Consider the following 21,240-nt stretch of genomic DNA (forward strand, 5'->3'; position numbering starts at 1 on the left):
TCTTCACGTCAGTCGGGGGAGGGCGGCAAGCATGGCCGTCGCAACTTGCCTTGCGAGCAATAAAAAAGGAGGCCGGGCGTCTTGCGACGCCGCGGACCTCCTGAAGTCCGACCGAAGCCGGAGGACGAAGTGTTGTGGCACATCTCCGGCCGAAGGCCGGATGCGCACAGCCTACCTGCGCCCGAATGCTAAGGCAATACCTGAAATAACTTGATTTATCTTATTGATTTTATTGTAATGCCTGGGCGATCTCGACCTGAATGGCCTCGGCTGTCGAGCGCGGATCGCTCGCCTTGCTGATCGGCCGGCCCACCACGATCGCGTCCGCGCCCAGCGCGAACGCTTCGGCCACGCCGACGGTGCGCTTCTGGTCGTCGCCTGCCGGCCCCCCCGGCCGGATACCGGGACACACGATGGAGAAATCGGGACCGGTGGCGGCGCGGATCATGCCGGCCTCCTGGCCGGAGCAGATCACGCCATCGATGCCGGCACCCTGCGCCGCAAGCGCGCGCTGGACGACGATCCCGGCCGGATCATCGCTGGCGATGCCCATGGCGCGCAGGTCGCCGCCGTCCATCGAGGTCAGCACGGTCACCGCGAGCAGCCGCAGGTCGCCGCCCCGGGCCTCGGCGGCGGCTTCCATCATCCCGGCGTGCCAGCCATGGATGGTCGCGTAGGTCACCGGCCAGCGCGACAGGCCACGGATCACGCCGGCCACGGTGGCGGGGATGTCGAAGAACTTCAGGTCGACGAACACGCGCTTGTCGCGGCGCGCGAGTTCGTCCAGCACGGTGAAGTAGTCGCCGCTCGCCAGCAGCTCCATGCCGATCTTGTAGAACTGCACCGCATCGCCCAAGCGGTCCACCCAGGCCAGCGCGTCGGCGCCGGAGGGTGCGTCCAGCGCGAAGATCAGTCGCTCGCGCGCGGTCAGCGCGACCGGGCCACGCGGACTCACGGCGCGTAATCCAGCGCGTCGCGCTTGGCCTGCGTGCGTGCGGCGGGCGGCTGGTCCCAGGCGTTGTTGAACAGCGCCGGCTCCCACGAGCCGTAGGTCGGGTTGGGCAGCATCCACCAGCGCTCGCCGAACCAGTCGTCGTATTCGTCGAACAAGACTTGGCGGCCGTCGCGGGTGTTGGCTTCCACCTGCACGAAGTCACCGATCTGGTCGCCGAACTGCATCAGCACGCGGTACTGCTGCCCGGCCAGGCGGCGGCGGCAATTCTTCTCGCTGCCGTTCTGCTCGCAGCCTTGCAGCACCGTGCCCAGGCCGAGGAACACGCTGTCGTCGGCGACCGGCAGGCCGGCCTCGCGCAGGTTGGCCAGGGTCGCTTCCTTGAGGTGCACGGCGCGGTTGGAGATATACAGGATGGTCACGCCCTTCTCGGCAGCGGCCTTGGCGAAATCCACCACGCCCGGCAGCGGCTTGGCCTTCTTCTCGGCCACCCACTGGTCCCAGCTGATCTCGTCGTATTCCTTGCCGTCCCGGATCAGGCGGGCCTGGTAGGGCGAGTTGTCCAATACTGTCTCGTCCACATCCATCACCACGGCCGGCTTCAGTCCGGTGGCGGCGTTGCCGCGCTCGTCGGGCACCAGCGCATCCCAGTTCTTTTCCTTCAGTGCGGCATCCAGGTGGTCGGCAGCAGCGCGGAAGGTCTGGGTGGTGATGGCGCGGTATTCCACCGAGGTCTGCACCCACGCCACCGCGTTGAGGTTGTCGTGCGCGCCGGTGGGCTTCGCCGGTGTCGTGGCCGTGGGGGGTGCCGTGGCTTCGGCGGGCGCAGCTGCGGATTCGGTGCGCTTGCACGCGGACAGGGTCAGCAACGAGGCCGCCAGGCCGGCGGCGAGCAGGGAAACGCGCATGGGCAATCCGGTCTTCTAGGTGCGTGGATTCTAGCGGACCTGTGTTGCAGTCGGTGTCCGGCGCCGTCCGGGACACGGGTTATCCTGCACGCCCTCGCATCCGACACCTGTTTCCCCATGGAAGACACCGCGCCCGTACTGAATGCCGCCGAGGCCCGTTTGCTGGGCTGCCTGATCGAGAAGGAAGCCACCACGCCGGAGACCTATCCGCTGACGGTCAACGCCGCGCAGGTCGCGGCCAACCAGAAGACCGCGCGCGATCCGGTCATGGCGCTGGACCATGGCGCGGTGAACCACGCGTTGCGTCAGCTGGAGCAGAAGGGGTTGGCGAAGCAGGTGTTCTCCTCGCGCGCCGAGCGCTACGAGCATCGAACGGCGGGCTTCTTCGGCATTCCGCAACAGCAGGCGGCGCTGCTGGGCTTGCTGATGCTGCGCGGCGCGCAGACCGTGCACGAACTGCTCGCGCGCAGTGAGCGGCTGTGCAAGTTCGCCGATGCCGATGACGTGCGCCATCACCTCGAACGCCTGATCCAGCGCGAGCCTGCGCTGGTCGTGCAGATCCCGCGCGGGCCCGGCCAGCGGGAAGATCGTTACATGCACCTGCTCAGCGGACCGGTGGACGTGGCGGCGATCGCAGCACGGCTGCCGTCGGCTTCGCTCGCCGGCGAACCCGCGAATGCAGAACTCGAAGCACGCGTCGCGGCCCTGGAGGGCGAGGTCGCCGCCTTGCGCGAACAGGTGGCCGACCTGCTCGCGCCGCGCGAAAGCTGAGTGTCAGCCTTCTTCCGGTACCAGCGCCAGCAGATCGGTCACGCCCACATCCACGCCTGCCTGCGACAGCAGCGTGGTGACCTGCCCACGGTGATGGGTCTGGTGGTTGAACAGGTGCGTGAGCAGGCCTTCGGCGCTGCGCGTGAAGGCCGTTCCCTTCGTGTTGACATAGGTCAGGCGGGCTGACAACTGCGCCGGCGTGAGGGTGCCCACCCATCGCAGGATCATGGCGTCCAGCCAATCGCGCCGCTCGCGCAGCACGGAAAGCGTCTGGTACGGCATGGCATCCAGCGCCGTCGGCATCGGCGTGTCGTCCAGCGCCGCAAGCACTGCGGCAGCGCCGGGCGCAGCAGCGAACCGCTTGAGCCAGATCGTGTCGGTGACGACCAGATGGTTGAGCGTACCGAGGATGGAGCCGAAGAAGGCGCCGCGATCCGCAGCCAGCGTGTCATGCGGCAATCTCGCCGCCGCATCGTACAGGCGCCGGTTCATCCATTGGTTGTACGACGCCAGCAGCGTCAGTCGTGCATCGCTCACCATGCTCATGTTTCTCCCGTACTTCTCACATTCTTGCTTTCGCATCGATCGCATCATCTGGCGCGCGGGAAATGAGAGAGCAGGTTCATGTGAAATTCTTCCAGCGATGATTGCAGGCACCGCCAACCCACGCTAACGTCGGCATCGCCGACAGGCTAGGAATGCCATCATGGAACGACGCCTTCTCCGGAGCTTCGCTACCAGCGCGCTGATCTCCGTTGCCACGACAGGATGCCACGCCACCATGTCCACGCCACCACCTTCCAGCACTCCCACGGAATCGCCGGAAGGCGGGTACAGCAATGTGGGGGCGGAGTGGCCGCTGAAGTTCAGTGCACACAGGTTCAGCGTGTCGACGTACAGCACGTATGGCTGTCGCGTGGTGTATGGCGGCAGGGTGCGCGCCGATGATCCCGAGGCGAAGTTGCAGTCTTCATCCGAAGCGCTGGGGTCGCGGTATCCCGACAACATGACAGCAAGCATGGGACCCATCGGCAACTTTCCGCCGCCCGCCAAAGTTACGTGGCGATCGAGGGACGGGACCCCGCTTGAGGCGGAGATCGATATCGGCGAGATCTTCAAGGATGAGCTTATCCGCCACCATGTTGCACGGGAGGATGCGCTGGATCCGGCATCAAGCGGAACGCCCGGGATCATTCTCGAAGTCAACGACCGCACCATCAATGTGTACATGCGGGACATGATTGCGTTGAAGAAGCCCCGGTTCCCGGATCGCCCTCATAGTGATTTCCGCGATGATCTGATCAAGGTATTCAGTCGCACCTACTGAGCAAGGAGTGCTCGTCATGGGTTCAAGTCAGTCAGGCCGCCGCGATGGTGGCGTGGACGTGGAACTGGCAGGTGAAGTCGGCCGCGACAGCTATGATGCAGCGGAGAATGATGTTGGGCACATGCGCATTCCCGTGCTGCTGCACAGCGACCGACCACATGAGCGACTCTATGTTGCGGCGATGGATGGAACCGGGAACAGTCTGTTCGACGACAAGCAGGAGAGCTGGAGCGCCGTAGCGAAGATCCATCTTCAGGTCAGGGCGCTTGAGGACGAGGGGATCCGCAACATTGCGACAGGCTACGTCGAAGGCACTTACACCCAGAATGGGCTCCTGAAACTGCCGGAGAAGTGGTCGGACGGCCGCTTTGGCCATAGCTTCGACGAGCGGGTCGAGACAGCCTATCTGCAGCTCTGCCTGCAGGCCAAGAAATGGATCGAAGAAGATCCCCGGGCGCAGATCCGGATCGCAGGTGTCGGGTTCAGTCGCGGGGCGGAGGAAATTGCCGCCCTGCAGCATGGTGCACGAGCGGGGGATCCGTGACCCGCTGGGTGCGCAGGTCGAGCGCGACGATGAGGAGCTCGTCACACGCATCCGGTACGCCGACCGTCCGCTGCTGGTCGAACCCGGCAGGACGTTGCAGGTAGCCCTGCTGCTGGACCCCGTCGGTACGGGCGTGGAGGAGCATGATCGGCGGCTGCCACCTTCGACCCTGTCCACACTGCAGATCACGGCACAACATGAGCGCCGCGATCTTTTCCCATCCAGCGAGCATGTGCCGTCGGGTTTCAGTGAAGACCATCGCAACTACAACGCATGGGTGGCGGGCAGCCATAGCGACATCGGCGACACGTATCAGCGCAACGGCCTCGGCACGCTGAGCTTCAATCTCGGCGTGGAGTTCCTCAACCGGCTGAGTGACCGGCCCTATCTGGAGAAACGACCCGTTCCCGAGGACGCAGCACAGTTCGTCATCCACCGCTCCGACCAGCACATGGGGGGCCTGTACGGCACGCGCGGTTACGACCGGGACGGCGCGCGTGATCACGTGGACGATCTCGCGCCCGGGCATATATGCCGGCGCGGCGTGGTCGACGACTGCAATCGCAAGGAGCCGATCGACGAGGCGCTCGATGCGCGGGTCGAGCGCCGTACCGGGCCATCGTTGCGGGCGCCCGGGCAGGCCGGGGACGCTGATGTTGACCACGCAAGGGATCGATCCGCCTGGCCCGGGCTGAATGAGATCGTGCAGCGGGCGTCCCTGGCAGGAACAGCAAGCGGCGGTGACCCGATGTCGGCGGTCGTGAGTGAATACCTTCGCGGCCCGTGGGCCCGTCAGTTCCAGGCGGATGTCGCGAGGGAACTGGCGGCGAGAGAGGAGCGGCCGCTGCACGTGGCGCCCCCACAGCCGTCACCCGCCGAACCCGCCCGCGAACCACCCGCGCTGGTGCGTTGAGCGCGCCCGGCGCGGGTCAGCCTTTCTCTTCCATCAACCCCACCAGGTTGCCGTCCGGATCGCGCAGGAAGCCGGTCCAGAGTTCGTGGTCTGGCATGCGGGCGGCGAGTTGCGGTGGCCGCTCCTCCGTCGCGCCGCGCGCGACCAGCGCCGCCTGGGTGGAGACGATGTCCTGCACCGTGAAGTAGAGGATCGAGTTCGCGCCCACCGCACCGGCGCCCTGCGGCGTGGTCAGCATCAGCCGTACGCCGCCGGCATCGAGGAATGCCAGCTGTGCTGCGGGCTGGAACAGGAACGCCAGCCCCAGTGCATCGCGATAGAAGCCCAGCGCGGCCTCCACATCGCTGACGGTGATCGCGATCTGACGGATCTCGGACAGGTGCGGTGTCATCGGCAAGCCTTGTCAGTAAGTCGAGGGGAGGACATCACCCGGGGCGCCGGCTGCTGCGCAGCAGGAAGAGGCTGCCGATGAGCATGCCGACCAGGGCCGTTGCCAATCCCAGCCCGAGGCCCACGGCCACGTCGGCAACGGCCAGGCCGGGGCCTTCCACGCCATGGCGGGCATCCAGTCCGAGCCGCACGAGGACCGCGGCCGGCACTGCCATCGCGATCAGCAGCCACAGCGGCAGGAAACGTCCGGTGCCGAATGCGCGCAGCAGCATGGCCACCACGCCGACCGCCACCAGCCCTGGACCGTAGAGGGCGCGCGGCAAGCCGGCGAGTTCCGGCGCGAGTTGCCAGTAGGGGAAGCCCACGCCGACGAAGGCGATCAGGAATCCGACCCACCGCCAAATCCTGCTGTCGCGTGTCATGTCGCGCTCCGCCTGCCTGCGATGCCGCGCAGCGTAGCGCAAGCGCGGGCGGCGTGGGTCAGTCGAACATCGCCTGGATCGCCGCCAGGCCGGCGCTGGCCCGTTCTTTCTTGCGTTCCGCGTCGGCGGCGGGATCGGCGCCATCGCGCTGGAGTTCGTCGGCCGGCAGTTCGTCGATGAAGCGGCTGGGCTGCAGGCGCAGACGTTCGCCGAAGCGGCGCGTCTCGCGATTGTGGCTCAGCCACAGCTGTTCCTTCGCGCGGGTGATGCCCACGTACATCAGGCGCCGCTCTTCCTGCAGGTTGCCTTCCTCCACGCTGGTCTCATGCGGCAGCGTGCCGTCCTCGCAACCGACGATGAAGACGTAGCGGAACTCCAGTCCCTTCGCCGCATGCAGGCTCATCAGGCGCACCTGGTTGCCGCCGTCGTCCTTGTCGTTGCGCGACAGCAGCGCGAGCTGCGCGGCGAGGTCGCCGGCTGAACTGCCACGCGGGCCCCCTTCGAACCAGTCCGCCAGTTCGTCCAGGTTGGCGCGGCGACGCTGGAACGAGGCTTCGTCCTTGCACTGCGCGCGCAGGTCGGCGAGCAGGCCGGAGCGTTCGCTCAACCGGCGCACCAGGTCGGCCGGTGGCAGCTCCTCGGCATGCCGGCGCAGGTCGCGGATGATATCGACGAAGGCACTGAGGCCGTTGGCTGCGCGCGGTGGCAGCGCCTTCAGCGCGCCCATCGACTCGGCCGCGCGCGACAGCGGCAGATGTGCGTGCTGCGCCATCTCGGCGAGTTTCGCCAGCGACGTGGCGCCGACCTCGCGCTTGGGCGACTGCACGGCACGCAGGAAGGCGGCGTCATCGTCCGGGTTCACCAGCAGGCGCAGCCACGACATCGCGTCCTTCACTTCCTGCCGCTCCAGGAACGCGGTGCCGCCGGTCAGGTGATAGGGGATGCGCAGCAGCTGCAACGCCTTCTCCAGCGCGCGCGACTGGTGGTTGCCGCGGAACAGGATGCAGAAGTCGCTCCACGCCGCGCTCTTCGACGCATGCACGAACGAGATCTCGGCGGCGACCTTCTCCGCCTCATGCTCGTTGTCGCGGCATTCCCATACGCGGATGCGCTCGCCATCCGCCTGGTCGCTCCACAGCTTCTTGGGGTGCTCGTGCGGGTTGTTGGCGATCAGCGCGTTGGCGGCGCGCAGCACGCGGTTGCTGCATCGGTAGTTCTGCTCCAGCTTGACGATCTGCAGTGCCGGGTAGTCCTTCGCCATCTGCAGCAGGTTGTCGGGGTTCGCGCCGCGCCACGCATAGATGCTCTGGTCGTCGTCGCCCACGCAGGTGAAGTCGCCGCGCTCGCCGGCGATGGCCTTGAGCAGGCGGTACTGCGCGTCGTTGGTGTCCTGGCATTCGTCCACCAGCAGGTAGCCGATGCGCTCCCGCCACGCGGCGACGATGTCGGGGTTGTTCTCGAGCACCTGCACCGGCAGCCTGATCAGGTCGTCGAAGTCCACCGCATTGAACGTGGTCAGCCGGTCCTGGTAGCGCTGGTACAGCAGTGCGGCTTCCTTCTCGCGGTTGGTGCGTGCTTCGGCAAGGGCCTCTTCGGGCGACAGGCCGGCGTTCTTCGCGCGGGAGATCAGGTTCTTCGCCGCTTCCACGTCGTCGGGCTTGGCGCCGTACATCAGGTCCTTGACCTGTGCGTTGGCGTCGTCCGCGTCGAAGATGGAGAAGCCGCGCTTCAAGCCCACCGCCGCGTGTTCGATCTGCAGGAACTTCAGCCCCAGCGCATGGAACGTGCAGATGGTCAGCCCTTCGGCCGCGTCCCCCTTGATCCGCTTGGACACGCGCTCGCGCATTTCCTTGGCGGACTTGTTGGTGAAGGTGATCGCCGCGATCCGGCGCGCCGGGAAATGGTTGCCGGCGATCAGGTGCGCGATCTTCTCCACGATGACGCGCGTCTTGCCGCTGCCGGCGCCCGCGAGCACGAGCAGGGGGCCCTTGCTGTGAAGGACGGCGGCGCGTTGGGGGGGGTTGAGACCGTGCATGGGAGTACTTCTGCGTAGGCCATCAGTTTACAGACAACGGCGCCCTGCTTCTCCTAGCATGTCGACACTCCAGGCTTCCGGATGCAGGCGTATCGCCATGAATGCCCTCCGTTGCTGTGTGCTGGTCATGGTGGCCCTGTTGCCGATGCGGCCGGCGACGGCCCAGGAGCCGAAGCTCGATCAGGCGGTGTTGACCGAAGGCTTCCTGGCCGCGCACCCGGACCTGCGCTGGCGGTCTGAGGGCGCGCGCGCTTACGAACGGCAGGACTATGCCGGCGCGCTGGAACGGTTCAAGCGCGCGGCTTTCCATGCCGACAAGCCATCGCAGGCGATCATCGCGGACATGTACTGGCAGGGCACCGGCGTCGCGCAGGATCGCGCCATCGCCTACGCATGGATGGACATCGCGGCCGAGCGACTCTATCCGGACTTCCTCGCCCAGCGCGAGGTCTACTGGGCGCGACTGGACGACGTGCAGCGCAAGGAGGCCATCGCGCGCGGGCAGGCGATCCTGGCCGAATACGGCGACGAGGCGGCCAAGCCGCGGCTGGAGAAGATCCTGCGGCGGGCCATGCGCAGCATGACCGGCAGCCGCGTCGGCTACGTGGGCAACCTCACCATCATTCCCCACACCGGGCCGCTGGCCGGCACCGGCATGACGGTGCGGGGCGACCAGTATTACGACCGCAAGTACTGGCAGCCCGAGCACTACTGGCGGCTGCAGGACGCGATCTGGAAGGCGCCCATGAGGGGCAAGGTCGACGTGGGCGAGGTGGAGCCGGTGAAGGCGCCCGAAGGCGGATAAGCGGGAAGCCCGCCCGTTTTACAATGGCGGCATGGCCAAGCTCTATTTCTACTATTCGGCGATGAACGCCGGGAAGACCACCACGCTGCTGCAGTCGGCGCACAACTATCGCGAGCGCGGCATGCGCGTGGCGATCCTGACTCCGCGGCTGGATGACCGTGCGGGAGCCGGCGTGGTGGCGTCGCGCATCGGCCTGCGTGCCGATGCGGTGGCGTTCGAGCGCGAGGATGACCTCGAGCGCCTGATTCGCGATGACATCGCCGCGCACGGCAAGCTCGACTGCGTGCTGGTGGACGAAGCGCAGTTCCTCAGTCGCGCGCAGGTCTGGCAACTCAGCGAAGTGGTGGACGCGCTGCGCATCCCCGTGCTGTGTTACGGACTGCGCACCGATTTCCGCGGCGAGTTGTTCGAAGGCAGCCAGTACCTGCTGGCCTGGGCGGACGAGATGAGCGAGATCAAGACCATCTGCCACACCGGCAAGAAGGCGATCATGACCGTGCGGGTCAACGAGCAGGGGCTCGCCGTGCAGGATGGGCCGCAGGTGGAGATCGGCGGCAACGAACGCTATGTGTCGGTCAGCCGCGCGGAGTTCAAGAAGATCGCGCGCGGCGAGGGGCGCATCGATCCTCAGCAGCCCGGGTTGCCGCTGGAGTGAACGGCCTCAACGGCAGGCGGCGCGCAGGTCGGCGACTTCGCGCGGAATGATGCCGCCGTCGGGCAGCGCGCTGCGCAGTTCTCCCGCGAGGGCATCCAGCTCACGACGCGCGCGCTCCTTCTCGCCCATGCCGCAACGCGCTTCGGCCAGATAGGCCCGTGCGAGCCAGCGCAGCTTGGGCGCTTCGCTGCCGCCGCCCTCGTGGCGCGTCAGTCCTTCCAGCGGGGCGATGGCGTCCTGTGGCCGCCCCAGCCGCGTCTGGTGGCGGGCCATGGACAATTCGGCGAACCAGGTGCGCGGATGCTCCGGACCGAAGCCCACGCGGGTCAGGCGCACGGCGCGGTCGAAGCGTTCGCTGGCGCCCCGCAGGTCGCCCTTGGCCGCCAGCACTTCGCCGATCATGCGGTCCGTCTCGCCGATCAGCGCATGGCTGGCGCCGATGGTCGTCACCCGCATCTGCCGCGATTCTTCCAGTGCCGCGAGCGCCTCGTCGTGGCGGCCGGCGCTGTGCAGCACCATGCCGTAGTTGAACAGCCCACCGGGCAGGATCTGCAGGCTCTCGTTGCTGCGCCAGATGGCGACGGCCCGGGCGACATTGCGTACCGCCGTGTCGTTGTCGCCGCGCTCCCAGGCGATGATGCCCATCGAGTTCCAGCTCGATGCCGTGTCGCGATGCTGCGGGCCCAGCGACTCCAGCGTCATCGCGTGCAGGCGGCGGAGTTCCTCGTCGGCTTCGCGCAACCGGCCCAGGTCGACCTGCACGGCTGCGATATGGCGGCGCAGGGCCTGGGTGAGCGGATGGCGCGCGCCGTGGATGTCCTCGGACAGCTCACGTGCGTGCTGGAACGAGGCCAGCGCCGCATCCGTATCGCCGCGGTTGCGGTACAGCAACGCCAGGCTGCGCTGGATCTCGATGGCCAGCGTATGACGTGCATGGCCGTGTGCCTGCAGGTGTGCCAGTGCGGCACGGTAGCCGCGCGCGCCGGCATCGGCGTTGCCCAGTTCGACATCCAGCTGGGCCAGGTCGCGCATGTTTTCCGCAACGCCCGCTTCGTCCTTCAGGCTGCGGCGGATCTCCAGCGAGCCGTCGAACATCTGGCGCGCCACCTGCTTCTCGCCTGCATCGGCACGGCAGCGTCCGTTCTGCGACCTGAACTCGGCTACCGGAAGCGGCAATCGGGAATCGAGCGAGGCCAGCCGCGCCTCCATCGGTGCCATCACCTGCACGCACTGGCGCGAACGCCCGAGCAGGCGCAGCACGCGCCCGTGCTGGGTCGCGGCCTGCAGGCGCAGGCTGTCGGGCGCATCGTTGGTCGTCGCGAGTACCCGCGCCTGCTTTTCCAGCAGCGCCAGCGATTCGTGGTAGTCGCCCAGGCCCAGCCGCAGGCGGGCGATCACGCCCAGCAGCTCGGCCTGGGCGCGCGGCTGGTTGGCGAGTTCGCGAGCGCCGCGCCGTTCGCCGGCCGCCAGCAGTTCGCGCGCATCGAAGGTGTTGCCCTGCTGCGACGCGCTGGCGTTGTCGAACAGTCCGATCACGAAGTTCTGCATGGCCTGCGCACGCGCCGCCTCGCGCATCGCCTGGCGGCCCTGCCAGATGCTCACCGCCAGCGCGGTCAGCAGCACCGCGGCCGCCAGCCCGCCGAAGGCGAGTGTCCAGCGCTGCCGGATGAGGTACTTGTGCAGCCGATAGCCCATGCTCTGGGGACGCGCCAGCACGGGGCGCCCCTCGATGTGCCGCCGCAGGTCCTGCGACATCGCTTCGACGGACGGATAGCGCTGCTCCGGTGCCTTCTGCAAGGCCTTCAGCGCGATGTTGTCCAGGTCGCCGGCCAGCCTGCGGGCATTGCGGCGGGCATCCGGACACCGGCTGCGGCTGCCATCGGTGGTACGCAGCGTCGCCACCGAGGGTTTCAATGGTTCGACGGCGAGGATCGCCTGCTCCCATTCGGCGTCGGTCTGCCGGCGCAGGCGGTAGGGCTTGGTGTCCGCGATCAGTTCGTACAGCACCACGCCCAGCGAGTACACGTCGGTCATGGTGGTGACGAGCTCGCCGCGCACCTGCTCCGGCGCCGCGTAGTGCAGGGTGAAGGCGCGCACCTCGGTGCGTGGATGCACGGGGGCGGGCTCCGGATCGTCGAGCAGCTTGGCGATGCCGAAGTCCAGCAGGCGCACCTCGCCATTGGGGGTGACGAGGATGTTGGAGGGCTTGAGGTCGCGGTGGACGATCAGGTTCGCGTGCGCGTGGCTGACGGCCGCGCAGATCTGCAGGAACAGGGTCAGCCGGGCGTCCAGGCCGATGTTGTTGGCGAGGCAGTAGTCGGTGATCGACACGCCTTCCACGTATTCCAGAGCCAGATACGGCTGGCCTTCGCCGCCGATGCCGGCGTCCAGCAGGCGCGCGATGTTGGGATGCTCCAGGCGCGCGAGGATTTCGCGTTCGCGGGTGAAGCGCAGGCGCAGGTTGGGATCGGCCAGGCCGGGGCGCAGCAGCTTCAGCGCGACGCGGCGCTGGTACAGGCCGTCCGCGCGCGAGGCCAGCCACACCATGCCCATGCCGCCTTCGCCCAGCATCGATTCCAGCTGGTAGGGCCCCACGCGCATGCCGGGCTTCAGCTGGCCCGGCTTGTCGACCAGGGGCTGGTCGATGAAGTCGTCGCCTTCTTCTTCCAGGGCGAGCAGCTTCTCCAGCTCGCGGGCGGCGTCGGGATCGTCGGCGCGCAGGATTTCCAGCTGTTGCGCGCGCGCGTCCGGGTCAAGCTCCAGCAGGACGTCCAGCAGCGGGGACAGGCGTTGCCAGCGTTCGGCGTCCATCGCAGGGGGCGCGCAGTACGGGTCTCAGCTGTCCTGCATGACCGACAGCAGGAACATGCGCGCCTTCTGCCAGTCGCGCCGGATGCTGCGTTCGGAGCGCTGCAGCAGCTCGGCGATCTCCAGCTCGGACAGGCCGGCGAAATAGCGCATCTCCACCACCTGCGCCAGGCGCTCGTCGGCGGAAGCCAGCTTCTCCAGCGCGTCGTTCAGCGCCAGCATGTCTTCGTCCAGGCGCAGGTTGCCTTCCACTTCCTCGGGAATGTCCGCCACGCGCTTGAGGTCGCCGCCGCGCTTGCGCGCCAGCCGGCTGCGGGCGTAGTCCACCACCACGCTGCGCATCGACGAGGCGGCATAGGCGAAGAAGTGCGCGCGGTCCTCGAATTTGGCCGTGCCGGTCGAGCCGAGCAGCTTCAGGTAGGACTCGTGCACCAGCGCGGTCGCATCCAGCGTGTAGCCGTGCTGGCCAGACAGCTGGCGGCGCGCCATGGTGTGCAGTTCCTGGTACAGCGTGGCCAGCACGCGGTCCAGCGCGGCGCGATCGCCGCTCCGGGCCGAGTCCAGCCACAAGGTGATGTCAGGTGCGTCGGCCATCCGTCTTCCCCACGAGCCAAGGGCGCGAATATAACGTCATTTCTCTCACAGGACGTGATCGTGGCAGGGGCCCGCCCAGGTCGTCAGCGCTGGCAGTAGCCGCACCAGACCGTGGTCCGCTGGCCGATGGCGGCCTGCTTCATCGCCCGGCCGCAGCGCGGGCAGGCTTCGCCGCCCCGGCCGTACGCCGACAGTTCCTGCTCGAAATACCCCGGTGCACCGTCCGGATCGAGGAAATCCCGCAGCGTGGTCCCGCCGCGGGTGATGGCATAGGCGAGGATGTCCTTCACGGCCGCCGCCAGCGCCACGTAGCGCTCCCGCGACACCTTGCCGGCCGCGCGCAGCGGTGAGATGCCGGCGCGGAACAGGCTTTCCGCCGCGTAGATGTTGCCCACGCCCACCACCACGGCCTGGTCCATCAGGAAGGTCTTGACGGGCGCCCGTCGGCCGCGGCTGAGCGCGAACAGGTAGTCGCCGTCGAATGCGTCCGACAACGGCTCCGGCCCCAGCCCCTGCAGCAGCGGATGCACCTGGCCGACGGGCTGCCACAGCAGGCAGCCGAAGCGGCGGGGGTCGGTGAAGCGCAGCACGCGGCCGGACCTGCCACGTTCGCCGTCCAGCGCGATGTCCACGTGGTCGTGCGCGCCGACCGGGGTGGTGGCCGGCAGCACGCGCAGGCTGCCGGACATGCCCAGGTGCAGCACCGCGCTGCCTGCGGCGGTGTCCATCAGCAGGTACTTCGCACGGCGCCGCACGGCATCGATGCGCTGGCCGGGCAGTTCGCGCGCCACTTCCGGGGGAATCGGCCAGCGCAGGTCGGGCCTGCGCAACGTCACCGCCTGGATGCGGCGGCCCTCCACGTGGGGCGCCAGGCCACGGCGGGTGGTTTCGACCTCGGGCAGCTCAGGCATGGGCGGGCATCGCGCTGTAGAAGCCGCCTTCGTGACGCACCTGGATCGGTCCGCCGAAGGTCTGGCTCAGTTGCGCGTCCGTCAGCGTCGTGGCGCGGTCGCCGTCCGCGTGGACGGTGCCGTTGCGAAGCAGCAGCACGCGGTCGATCTCCGGAATGATCTCCTCGATGTGGTGGGTCACCAGCACCAGGGTGATGCCGCGCTGTGCCAGGCCGCGCATCAGGTCCAGGAAGTGCTGCCGTGCGACCAGGTCGAGGCCGGCGGTGGGTTCGTCCAGCAGCAGCGCGTCCGGCTCGTGCACCAGCGCCCGCGCGATCAGCACGCGACGCATCTCGCCCGTCGACAGTTCCGCCACCTGGCGGTCGGCCAGCGGGATCGCGCGCACCTGCTCCAGTGCGTGCCGTGCACGGGCGCGCATGCCGGGATCCACCTGCCGGTGCGGGGGGACTGCGAAGCTGGAGAAGAAACCCGTCACCACGGCGTCCTCCACGCGCAGGTACGGCATCTGCTGCAGGTCGCGGGTCAGGTCGCTGGTGACCAGGCCCAGGCGGTTGCGCAGTTCGTTCACGTTCCAGCGGCGCAGGCCGAACACCTTCACCGGCGCGTCGCCCTCGCGTGCCAGGGGATACAACTCGCGATTGATCAGCTTGATGAACGTCGATTTGCCACAGCCGTTCGGACCGAGGAGGGCCGTGTGCTGGCCCAGCGGGATGCTCAGCGACAGGTCGTGCAGGACGCGCGTGGCGCCGCGTACCACCGTGGCGCGATCGAGTTCGAACAGGGGCGCGGCGAACGTGGCCGCAGAGGTGGACGCTGGCAGGTTCATCATGGGGCGGGGGTCGAATGCCGGTGCAGCGTACCCCAATATCCGCGACCGACGAGGGCCGCCCGATGGCGGGGCTGACCGCGTGCGCGCCCACACGGCCGGTCGCCCTACAATGCCGCCATGCGCCTGTTCCTTTCCGCACTCCTGCTCACCGTCGTGCCCGTGCCCGTGCTGGCCCAGGTCACCGCCACCGGCGATTACCTCGCACGCATGGACACCGACCACGACGGTCGCGTCAGCCTGGCCGAATACCAGGCCTGGATGAGCTACGCCTTCGACGGCATGGACCGCAACCGCGACGGTGTGCTGTCCGTGGAGGAACTGCCGGGCGGGCGCGGCAAGCCGATCACCCGCGCGGCGCATCTGGCGCAGCTTGCCGACCGCTTCAGGCGACAGGATGCGGACGGCAACGGCTTCCTGAGCGAGAAGGAACTCGCTGCGCCGCCGCGCTGATCCGCCTCACGTATGGATCAGGCGTCCGCCTGCGAACGCCCAGTTCTCCCATGTGGTTTCCTTGAAGCAGACCATCACGTTCTCCGGATTCCTGCCGGCGGCGGCCAGGCGCTGCATCAGATCCGCGAGCAGCGCTTTCTTCACTTTCACGCTGCGTCCCGCCGACCACAGGATTTCGATCAGCACGAAGTCCTCGTCGCGTGCACCGGAGACATCCGGATAGGTCGGGTCGTAGCGGAAATCCTCCGCCGACAGTTCCAGCACGCGCTGGAAACGATCAGTAGTGGGCACGCCCGAGGCCACCAGCGCGGCATGCACGGCGTCCAGCACGGATGACTTGAATGCGTCGTCCTTGGGCTTGCGGATGGTCAGGGTGATCAGTGGCATGGCGCCTCCCCTCGTGGCGGGAGGGTCAGCTTACATCCGCGAAAGCACCCAAAAAGAAAACGCCGGCCACGAAGGCCGGCGTCCGGGTTGCCGGCCCTGGAGGGGCCGGCGGGGGAGGAGCGTTTACTTCGTGATGTCGACGTGGTTGGTCTCACGCAGGAACAGCGTGCCGATGATCAGCGTCATCACCGCGATGCCGATCGGATACCACAGGCCGTAGTACAGGTTGCCCGTACCCGCGACCAGGGCGAACGAGATCGCCGGCAGGAAGCCACCGAACCAGCCATTGCCGATGTGGTACGGCAGCGACATGGAGGTGTAGCGGATGCGCGTGGGGAACAGCTCCACCAGGTACGCGGCGATCGGGCCGTAGACCATGGTCACGTAGATCACCAGCACCCACAGCAGGAACAGCGTCATCGGGATGTTGATGCGCGCAGTGTCCGCCTTCTCCGGATAGCCGGCGCTGGTCAGCGCACCCTTCAGCGCGGCGCCGAACTCGCCCGACTTCGCCTTCAGGTCATCCTTCGACAGGCCCGCCGCCTCGAACGACGCCACAGCGGCGCCACCGACCTGGACCTTGGCCACTTCGCCCGCCGGACCCGGCTGGATTTCATGCGGCACGCCGGCCTTGGTCAGCGCAGCCGTGGCCACGTCGCACGAGCTGGTGAACTTGCGGATGCCGACCGGATCGAACTGGAAGCTGCAGGTGGCCGGGTCGGCGACGACAACGGCCGGCGACGACGTGCGGGCTTCCTCGATGGCCGGGTTGGCGTAGTGGGTGATGCCCTTGAAGATCGGGAAGTAGGTCAGCGCGGCCAGCAGGCAGCCCGCCATGATGATCTTCTTGCGACCGATCCTGTCCGACAGCCAGCCGAAGAACAGGAAGAACGGCGTGGCCAGCAGCAGCGCACCGGCGATCAGCAGGTACGACACCGTCGGGTCCACCTTGATCATGCTCTGCAGGAAGAACAGCGCGTAGAACTGGCCGCCGTACCACACCACGGCCTGGCCGGCGGTGGCGCCGAACAGCACCAGCAGCATCAGCTTCAGGTTGCCGCCCTGCAGGCTGTCGCGGAACGGCTTCTTCGAGCCCTTGCCTTCGGCCTTCATCTGCTGGAACAGGGGCGACTCGGCCAGCTGCAGGCGGATCCACACGGACACACCCAGCAGCACGATCGAGCCCAGGAACGGAATGCGCCAGCCCCAGTCCTCGAATGCCTCGGTGCCCAAGGTCAGGCGGCAGGCCAGGATCACGGCCAGCGACAGGAACAGGCCCAGCGTGGCGGTGGTCTGGATGAACGCGGTGTACAAGCCACGCTTGCCGGCCGGTGCATGCTCGGCCACGTAGGTGGCTGCGCCACCGTACTCGCCACCCATCGCCAGGCCCTGCGCCAGGCGCAGGATGATCAGGATCACCGGCGCGGCGAAACCGATCGTCGCGTAGTTGGGCAGCACGCCGACCAGGAAGGTCGAGATGCCCATGATCAGGATGGTGACCAGGAAGGTGTACTTGCGGCCGATGCGGTCGCCGAGGCTGCCGAAGAAGGCAGCGCCGAACGGACGCACGAAGAAGCCTGCCGCGAACGCCAGCAGCGCGAAGATCATGCCGGTGGTTTCGTTGACGCCACTGAAGAACTGCTTGGCGATGATGACCGCCAGCGAGCCGTAGAGATAGAAGTCGTACCACTCGAACACGGTGCCGAGGCTGGAGGCGAAGATGACCTTCTTGTGGCCCTTCGTCAGCTCGCCCGACGCCGAATGCTGCACAGTCGTGGAACTCATGTGGTTTCCCCTCAGAAAGTGTATTTGACGGTGGTGTGCAGACGCTTCAGGTCGCCCTCGCGGTCATCCTCGAGCGAACGCTGCCCGTAGATGAGCTCCGCGCCGATATCCAGTTTCGGGAACGGCGAGTAGATCAGGTTGGCGTGCATGGATTGCGTGCGCTCGGTGACGCCGAACCCGGTGAGCGCGGCGTCGTTGTCGAAGTGCGAGGCGGAGTACATCAGGTTGGTGCGGATCTTCGGGCTGAACACGTGGCGCCATGCCACGAAGCCGCCGTAGCCATCCAGCGCGCTGATGTCGCCATCGGCTTCGGTGACCACGTCGCTGCCCACGCCGAACGCCAGGTAGCGGCCGATGCCCTGGCCGGCATTCACCGCATAGCGGATGTCGTCGCTCTTGCCCAGGTTGAACTTGCCCGACACGCTCACCGAACCGCCGGTGTCGGTTTCGTCCGCGACCTTGAACTGGCGCACCATGCCGGCGACGGTGAAGTGGCCCCAGTCGCCCTTGGTCAGCCAGCGCGCGGTGACGTCCGGCGCGGCGTTGTCTCCGCTGTTGAAGCGGGCGCCGGTGAGGTACGGGGTGACGGTGGTCTGCGGGTTCTCGATCGAGAACGACCACGGACCCTTGGTGTAGCGCAGCTGGGCCTGGCGCACGAAGATCGTGCCGTCGGTCGGGCCCACGAAGTCCACCGCATCCGGCAGCGCCGCCGCGTCCATGAAGTTGGACCAGGTCTGGCCGGCCAGCCAGTTGTTCCAGCTGACATACGCATGACGCAGGGTGACGGCGTAGGTGTTGGTGGCGGTCTCGTTGCCGGCCAGCGCGTTGCTGCCGCCGCCGAAGAAGTCCATCTCGACGAAGCCCTTGAGCTTGTCGCCGCCCTCGGTCACATGGTCCGCACTCAGCCAGAAGCGCGAGAACTGCGCGTGGAAGTCGGCATAGGCATCGCCGCCGTCGGCGGTCGGGCCACCGACCGGGATGGTGCTGGGCACGTAGAACAGGCGGCCCGACGAACCGTCGGCGATGCGGCCGTCGCTGGTGTCGGTGGCCATCGCGTCCATCTTGATGAAGCCGCCGTAGGAGAACGTGCTCCCCGGGTTGGCTGCGGTCAGGATGGTGGTGTTCTGGATCGGCTGCTTGCCGGCGGGCACGGTGGCCGGTGCCGTGGCCTGCTTGGCCTGCACCTGCGTCACCTGCTCCTGCGTGGTGGTGATCTGGGTCTGTTGCTGCTGCTGCGCGGACAGCAACAGCTGGACTTGCCGCTCGAGGTCGGCCACGCGGGCCTCCAGCGCTTTTTCCTTGGCGGTCTGTGCGAACGCCATCCCCGGCGCAATGAGGGCGACGAAAAGCGCAGCGGCCAGTGGCCGTCGCGCCATGAGTGCGGAACGTTGGGTCATAACCCCTCCCGAAAGGTTGATGGCCGCGTTGCGCGGCTGACGGAGACTTGCGCCTGCGCGCCGGCAGCGCCTATTCGCCATTAGTCGTAATCGCACCGCCGGGCAGGCAAACCCTTGCCACAGAAGGGGTGCGGCGATCGGTCGCAGGGAGCGCATGGCCGCTTTACGACCATTGTCTAAGCCGGATGCTGCGATGCCGCACGACCGTATGCGTCAAACTCGGCGTGCCGGATGCACCGCACGACGTACCTCCGTCGCCTCGCCCGGTCTTCGTCCATGCTTCAGAATCGACGCTTCACAGGAATGTCCCGGGAGGACCTCATGACTGATCTCTATCCGGTCAAGCCGGAATTCGCCGCCAGCGCGCGCATCACGCGCGAGCAGTACCAGCGCGACTACCAGGCATCCATCGACGATCCCGAGGCCTTCTGGGGCAAGGCGGCCGAACGCCTCGACTGGTTCACCAAGCCGACCCGGATCAAGGACGTCAGCTACGCCCTGGACGATTTCCACATCCGCTGGTTCGCCGACGGCGAACTCAACGCCAGCGTCAACTGCCTGGACCGCCAGCTGGCCGAGCGCGGCGACAAGGTCGCGCTGCTGTTCGAGCCCGACGGTCCCGACACGCCGTCCTACGGCGTCACCTATCGCGAGCTGTACGAGCGCACCTGCAAGCTGGCCAACGCCCTGCGTGCGCTGGGCGTGCAGAAGGGCGATCGCATCACCATCTACCTGCCGATGATCCCGGACGCCGCCGTGGCCATGCTGGCCTGCGCGCGCATCGGCGCCATCCACTCGGTGGTGTTCGGCGGCTTCGCGCCCAATTCCATCGCCGACCGCGTGGCCGACTGCGGCAGCAAGCTGATCATCACCGCCGACGAAGGCCTGCGTGGCGGCAAGAAGGTGCCGTTGAAGGCGAACGTGGATGCCGCGCTGAAGCTGCCCGGCACCAACTCCGTCGAGACCGTCCTGGTCGTGCGCCACACCGGTGGCGCCGTCGACATGCAGATGCCGCGCGACCGCTGGTTCGATGCCGTCGTCGATGCGCAGCCGGCCGAATGCGAGCCGGAGCGCATGAACGCCGAGGATCCGCTCTTCATCCTCTACACCTCCGGCTCCACCGGCAAGCCGAAGGGCGTGCTGCACACCACCGGCGGCTACCTGCTGTACGCGGCGTACACGCATGAAGCCGTGTTCGACCTGCGCGAGGACGACATCTACTGGTGCACGGCCGACGTAGGCTGGGTCACCGGCCACAGCTACATCGTCTACGGCCCGCTGGCCAACGGCGCCACTGCAGTGATGTTCGAAGGCGTGCCGAACTACCCGAACGTGTCGCGCTTCTGGGACGTCATCGACAAGCACAAGGTCACCATCTTCTACACCGCCCCCACTGCCATCCGCGCGCTGATGCGCGAGGGCGAGGCACCGGTGAAGAAGACCTCGCGTGCCTCGCTGCGCCTGCTGGGCAGCGTCGGCGAGCCGATCAATCCGGAAGCCTGGCGCTGGTACTACGAGACCGTCGGCGATTCGCGTTGCCCCATCGTCGACACGTGGTGGCAGACCGAAACCGGCGGCATCCTCATCACGCCGCTGGCCGGCGCCATCGACCTCAAGCCCGGCTCGGCCACGCTGCCGTTCTTCGGCGTGCGGCCGGCGCTGGTGGATGCGAATGGCGAGCAGCTGGAAGGCGCCACCGAAGGCAATCTGGTGCTGCTGGATTCGTGGCCGGGCCAGATGCGCACCGTGTACGGCGACCACCAGCGCTTCATCGACACCTACTTCCGCACCTATCCGGGCACGTACTTCACCGGCGACGGCTGCCGCCGCGATGCCGATGGCTACTACTGGATCACCGGTCGCGTCGATGACGTCATCAACGTGTCCGGCCACCGCATCGGCACCGCCGAAGTGGAAAGCGCGCTGGTCGCGCACCCGAAGGTGGCCGAAGCGGCGGTGGTCGGTTTTCCGCACGACATCAAGGGCCAGGGCATCTACGCCTACGTCACCCTCAAAGCCGGCGAAGCGCAGAGCGACGAACTGCTGAAGGAACTGGTGGCCTGGGTGCGCAAGGAGATCGGCCCCATCGCCACGCCGGACCATCTGCAGTGGGCGCCGGGCCTGCCGAAGACGCGCTCGGGCAAGATCATGCGCCGCATCCTGCGCAAGATCGCCGAGAACGCGCCGGAGCAGCTGGGCGACACCTCGACGCTGGCCGACCCGTCGGTGGTGGAATCGCTGGTGGCCGAACGCAAGGTCAAGTAGGCACGACCGGCCCGTCGCGGGGAGGCGGCGGGCCAGCAGCTGCGGGCATGTGACGCCCGCAGCTGTGCAGCACGCACCCCACGGATTACCCT

General features: G+C 67.5%; 21 protein-coding genes. 8 read left to right on the forward strand and 13 right to left on the reverse strand.

All coding sequences use genetic code 11. The annotated features are described in order from the left end of the window. Nucleotides 1–229: 229 nt before the first annotated feature. Nucleotides 230–955 carry an orotidine-5'-phosphate decarboxylase gene (gene pyrF, locus ACIPRS_RS17880; RefSeq protein ID WP_446539518.1) on the reverse strand — a complete coding sequence of 242 codons (726 nt, stop codon included), beginning with the start codon at nucleotides 953–955 and terminating at the stop codon, nucleotides 230–232. Further along, entirely contained in the window at nucleotides 952–1,860 is a 909-nt protein-coding gene (locus tag ACIPRS_RS17885; protein ID WP_446539519.1) for a 5'-nucleotidase, lipoprotein e(P4) family, read from the reverse strand. Before ACIPRS_RS17885 ends, pyrF begins: the two co-directional genes overlap by 4 nt. A gap of 117 nt (nucleotides 1,861–1,977) precedes the next feature. Between ACIPRS_RS17885 and ACIPRS_RS17890 the strand changes: the two genes are divergently transcribed. Next, nucleotides 1,978–2,631 carry a YceH family protein gene (locus ACIPRS_RS17890; protein WP_446539520.1) on the forward strand — a complete coding sequence of 218 codons (654 nt, stop codon included), beginning with the start codon at nucleotides 1,978–1,980 and terminating at the stop codon, nucleotides 2,629–2,631. A 3-nt stretch (nucleotides 2,632–2,634) separates the two neighbouring features. Here ACIPRS_RS17890 and ACIPRS_RS17895 read toward each other — a convergent pair whose 3' ends face one another. Next, a complete protein-coding gene (locus ACIPRS_RS17895) occupies nucleotides 2,635–3,177 on the reverse strand; it encodes a DinB family protein (protein ID WP_446539521.1) in 543 nt (180 codons plus the stop codon). Nucleotides 3,178–3,337: 160 nt separating this feature from the next. Between ACIPRS_RS17895 and ACIPRS_RS17900 the strand changes: the two genes are divergently transcribed. From ACIPRS_RS17900 to ACIPRS_RS17910, 3 genes are read left to right on the forward strand one after another with little or no spacing between them, the layout of a single operon-like run. Next, nucleotides 3,338–3,958: a hypothetical protein gene (locus tag ACIPRS_RS17900; RefSeq protein ID WP_446539522.1), complete on the forward strand. Its 621-nt coding sequence runs from the start codon at nucleotides 3,338–3,340 to the stop codon at nucleotides 3,956–3,958. Nucleotides 3,959–3,974: 16 nt separating this feature from the next. Further along, nucleotides 3,975–4,502: a phospholipase effector Tle1 domain-containing protein gene (locus tag ACIPRS_RS17905; protein WP_446539523.1), complete on the forward strand. Its 528-nt coding sequence runs from the start codon at nucleotides 3,975–3,977 to the stop codon at nucleotides 4,500–4,502. Beyond that, entirely contained in the window at nucleotides 4,477–5,415 is a 939-nt protein-coding gene (locus tag ACIPRS_RS17910) for a hypothetical protein (RefSeq protein WP_446539524.1), read from the forward strand. Before ACIPRS_RS17905 ends, ACIPRS_RS17910 begins: the two co-directional genes overlap by 26 nt. Before the next feature lie 16 nt (nucleotides 5,416–5,431). Here ACIPRS_RS17910 and ACIPRS_RS17915 read toward each other — a convergent pair whose 3' ends face one another. Genes ACIPRS_RS17915 through ACIPRS_RS17925 form a run of 3 tightly spaced genes read right to left on the reverse strand, consistent with a single transcriptional unit; the run spans nucleotide 5,432 to nucleotide 8,262 of the window. Then, complete coding sequence (locus ACIPRS_RS17915; protein ID WP_446539525.1) at nucleotides 5,432–5,806, reverse strand: VOC family protein; 375 nt, start codon at nucleotides 5,804–5,806, stop codon at nucleotides 5,432–5,434. Between the two features lie 34 nt (nucleotides 5,807–5,840). Further along, nucleotides 5,841–6,227: a hypothetical protein gene (locus tag ACIPRS_RS17920; RefSeq protein ID WP_192203255.1), complete on the reverse strand. Its 387-nt coding sequence runs from the start codon at nucleotides 6,225–6,227 to the stop codon at nucleotides 5,841–5,843. A 58-nt stretch (nucleotides 6,228–6,285) separates the two neighbouring features. Further along, nucleotides 6,286–8,262, reverse strand: coding sequence for a UvrD-helicase domain-containing protein (locus tag ACIPRS_RS17925; protein WP_446539526.1), 1,977 nt, complete (start codon nucleotides 8,260–8,262; stop codon nucleotides 6,286–6,288). Between the two features lie 97 nt (nucleotides 8,263–8,359). On the opposite strand from ACIPRS_RS17925, the gene ACIPRS_RS17930 reads away from it, so the two are divergent. Together ACIPRS_RS17930 and ACIPRS_RS17935 are read left to right on the forward strand one after the other, a co-directional pair. Next, the gene (locus ACIPRS_RS17930) at nucleotides 8,360–9,067 is read left to right on the forward strand and encodes a hypothetical protein (protein ID WP_446539527.1); all 708 of its coding nucleotides are present in this window, start codon (nucleotides 8,360–8,362) and stop codon (nucleotides 9,065–9,067) included. A gap of 31 nt (nucleotides 9,068–9,098) precedes the next feature. Then, nucleotides 9,099–9,722 (forward strand): thymidine kinase, encoded by a 624-nt coding sequence (locus ACIPRS_RS17935; protein WP_337732715.1) that lies wholly within the window; start codon nucleotides 9,099–9,101, stop codon nucleotides 9,720–9,722. Between the two features lie 6 nt (nucleotides 9,723–9,728). On the opposite strand, the gene ACIPRS_RS17940 is transcribed toward ACIPRS_RS17935, so the two are convergent. The 4 genes from ACIPRS_RS17940 to ACIPRS_RS17955 all read right to left on the reverse strand — a co-directional run bounded on the left by ACIPRS_RS17940 (nucleotide 9,729) and on the right by ACIPRS_RS17955 (nucleotide 14,861). Continuing rightward, nucleotides 9,729–12,533, reverse strand: a complete 2,805-nt coding sequence (locus tag ACIPRS_RS17940; protein ID WP_337732714.1) for a serine/threonine-protein kinase — start codon at nucleotides 12,531–12,533, stop codon at nucleotides 9,729–9,731. A 24-nt stretch (nucleotides 12,534–12,557) separates the two neighbouring features. Next, nucleotides 12,558–13,124 carry an ECF-type sigma factor gene (locus ACIPRS_RS17945; protein WP_142122751.1) on the reverse strand — a complete coding sequence of 189 codons (567 nt, stop codon included), beginning with the start codon at nucleotides 13,122–13,124 and terminating at the stop codon, nucleotides 12,558–12,560. Nucleotides 13,125–13,207: 83 nt separating this feature from the next. Next, nucleotides 13,208–14,035 (reverse strand): bifunctional DNA-formamidopyrimidine glycosylase/DNA-(apurinic or apyrimidinic site) lyase, encoded by an 828-nt coding sequence (gene mutM, locus ACIPRS_RS17950; RefSeq protein WP_446539528.1) that lies wholly within the window; start codon nucleotides 14,033–14,035, stop codon nucleotides 13,208–13,210. Continuing rightward, nucleotides 14,028–14,861 (reverse strand): ABC transporter ATP-binding protein, encoded by an 834-nt coding sequence (locus ACIPRS_RS17955; RefSeq protein WP_446539541.1) that lies wholly within the window; start codon nucleotides 14,859–14,861, stop codon nucleotides 14,028–14,030. The genes mutM and ACIPRS_RS17955 overlap by 8 nt, the downstream gene beginning before the upstream one ends. A 120-nt stretch (nucleotides 14,862–14,981) precedes the next feature. Here ACIPRS_RS17955 and ACIPRS_RS17960 point away from each other — a divergent pair, with 120 nt between their 5' ends. After that, nucleotides 14,982–15,314 (forward strand): EF-hand domain-containing protein, encoded by a 333-nt coding sequence (locus ACIPRS_RS17960; protein WP_446539529.1) that lies wholly within the window; start codon nucleotides 14,982–14,984, stop codon nucleotides 15,312–15,314. 6 nt (nucleotides 15,315–15,320) lie between these two features. Here the strand turns inward: ACIPRS_RS17960 and ACIPRS_RS17965 are convergent, their stop codons facing one another. The 3 genes from ACIPRS_RS17965 to ACIPRS_RS17975 all read right to left on the reverse strand — a co-directional run bounded on the left by ACIPRS_RS17965 (nucleotide 15,321) and on the right by ACIPRS_RS17975 (nucleotide 18,883). After that, nucleotides 15,321–15,701, reverse strand: a complete 381-nt coding sequence (locus ACIPRS_RS17965) for a tautomerase family protein (RefSeq protein WP_446539530.1) — start codon at nucleotides 15,699–15,701, stop codon at nucleotides 15,321–15,323. Between the two features lie 123 nt (nucleotides 15,702–15,824). After that, complete coding sequence (locus tag ACIPRS_RS17970) at nucleotides 15,825–17,486, reverse strand: MFS transporter (RefSeq protein ID WP_337732710.1); 1,662 nt, start codon at nucleotides 17,484–17,486, stop codon at nucleotides 15,825–15,827. Nucleotides 17,487–17,497: 11 nt separating this feature from the next. Next, nucleotides 17,498–18,883: a DcaP family trimeric outer membrane transporter gene (locus tag ACIPRS_RS17975; RefSeq protein ID WP_446539531.1), complete on the reverse strand. Its 1,386-nt coding sequence runs from the start codon at nucleotides 18,881–18,883 to the stop codon at nucleotides 17,498–17,500. Between the two features lie 321 nt (nucleotides 18,884–19,204). Between ACIPRS_RS17975 and acs the strand changes: the two genes are divergently transcribed. Then, complete coding sequence (acs, locus tag ACIPRS_RS17980) at nucleotides 19,205–21,148, forward strand: acetate--CoA ligase (protein WP_337732708.1); 1,944 nt, start codon at nucleotides 19,205–19,207, stop codon at nucleotides 21,146–21,148. Nucleotides 21,149–21,240: the final 92 nt, after the last annotated feature.

This window comes from Pseudoxanthomonas sp. LARHCG66 (assembly GCF_052871755.1).

Coding starts and splice junctions, on each gene's coding strand:
- ACIPRS_RS17940 (WP_337732714.1), bottom strand. CDS start 12,533: ATGGACGCCGAACGCTGGCAACGCCTGTCCCCGCTGCTGGACGTCCTG.
- ACIPRS_RS17955 (WP_446539541.1), bottom strand. CDS start 14,861: ATGAACCTGCCAGCGTCCACCTCTGCGGCCACGTTCGCCGCGCCCCTG.
- ACIPRS_RS17945 (WP_142122751.1), bottom strand. CDS start 13,124: ATGGCCGACGCACCTGACATCACCTTGTGGCTGGACTCGGCCCGGAGC.
- ACIPRS_RS17970 (WP_337732710.1), bottom strand. CDS start 17,486: ATGAGTTCCACGACTGTGCAGCATTCGGCGTCGGGCGAGCTGACGAAG.
- ACIPRS_RS17935 (WP_337732715.1), top strand. CDS start 9,099: ATGGCCAAGCTCTATTTCTACTATTCGGCGATGAACGCCGGGAAGACC.
- ACIPRS_RS17910 (WP_446539524.1), top strand. CDS start 4,477: ATGGTGCACGAGCGGGGGATCCGTGACCCGCTGGGTGCGCAGGTCGAG.
- ACIPRS_RS17925 (WP_446539526.1), bottom strand. CDS start 8,262: ATGCACGGTCTCAACCCCCCCCAACGCGCCGCCGTCCTTCACAGCAAG.
- ACIPRS_RS17900 (WP_446539522.1), top strand. CDS start 3,338: ATGGAACGACGCCTTCTCCGGAGCTTCGCTACCAGCGCGCTGATCTCC.
- ACIPRS_RS17930 (WP_446539527.1), top strand. CDS start 8,360: ATGAATGCCCTCCGTTGCTGTGTGCTGGTCATGGTGGCCCTGTTGCCG.
- ACIPRS_RS17915 (WP_446539525.1), bottom strand. CDS start 5,806: ATGACACCGCACCTGTCCGAGATCCGTCAGATCGCGATCACCGTCAGC.
- ACIPRS_RS17890 (WP_446539520.1), top strand. CDS start 1,978: ATGGAAGACACCGCGCCCGTACTGAATGCCGCCGAGGCCCGTTTGCTG.
- ACIPRS_RS17885 (WP_446539519.1), bottom strand. CDS start 1,860: ATGCGCGTTTCCCTGCTCGCCGCCGGCCTGGCGGCCTCGTTGCTGACC.
- ACIPRS_RS17975 (WP_446539531.1), bottom strand. CDS start 18,883: ATGACCCAACGTTCCGCACTCATGGCGCGACGGCCACTGGCCGCTGCG.
- acs (WP_337732708.1), top strand. CDS start 19,205: ATGACTGATCTCTATCCGGTCAAGCCGGAATTCGCCGCCAGCGCGCGC.
- mutM (WP_446539528.1), bottom strand. CDS start 14,035: ATGCCTGAGCTGCCCGAGGTCGAAACCACCCGCCGTGGCCTGGCGCCC.
- ACIPRS_RS17960 (WP_446539529.1), top strand. CDS start 14,982: ATGCGCCTGTTCCTTTCCGCACTCCTGCTCACCGTCGTGCCCGTGCCC.
- ACIPRS_RS17965 (WP_446539530.1), bottom strand. CDS start 15,701: ATGCCACTGATCACCCTGACCATCCGCAAGCCCAAGGACGACGCATTC.
- ACIPRS_RS17895 (WP_446539521.1), bottom strand. CDS start 3,177: ATGAGCATGGTGAGCGATGCACGACTGACGCTGCTGGCGTCGTACAAC.
- ACIPRS_RS17920 (WP_192203255.1), bottom strand. CDS start 6,227: ATGACACGCGACAGCAGGATTTGGCGGTGGGTCGGATTCCTGATCGCC.
- ACIPRS_RS17905 (WP_446539523.1), top strand. CDS start 3,975: ATGGGTTCAAGTCAGTCAGGCCGCCGCGATGGTGGCGTGGACGTGGAA.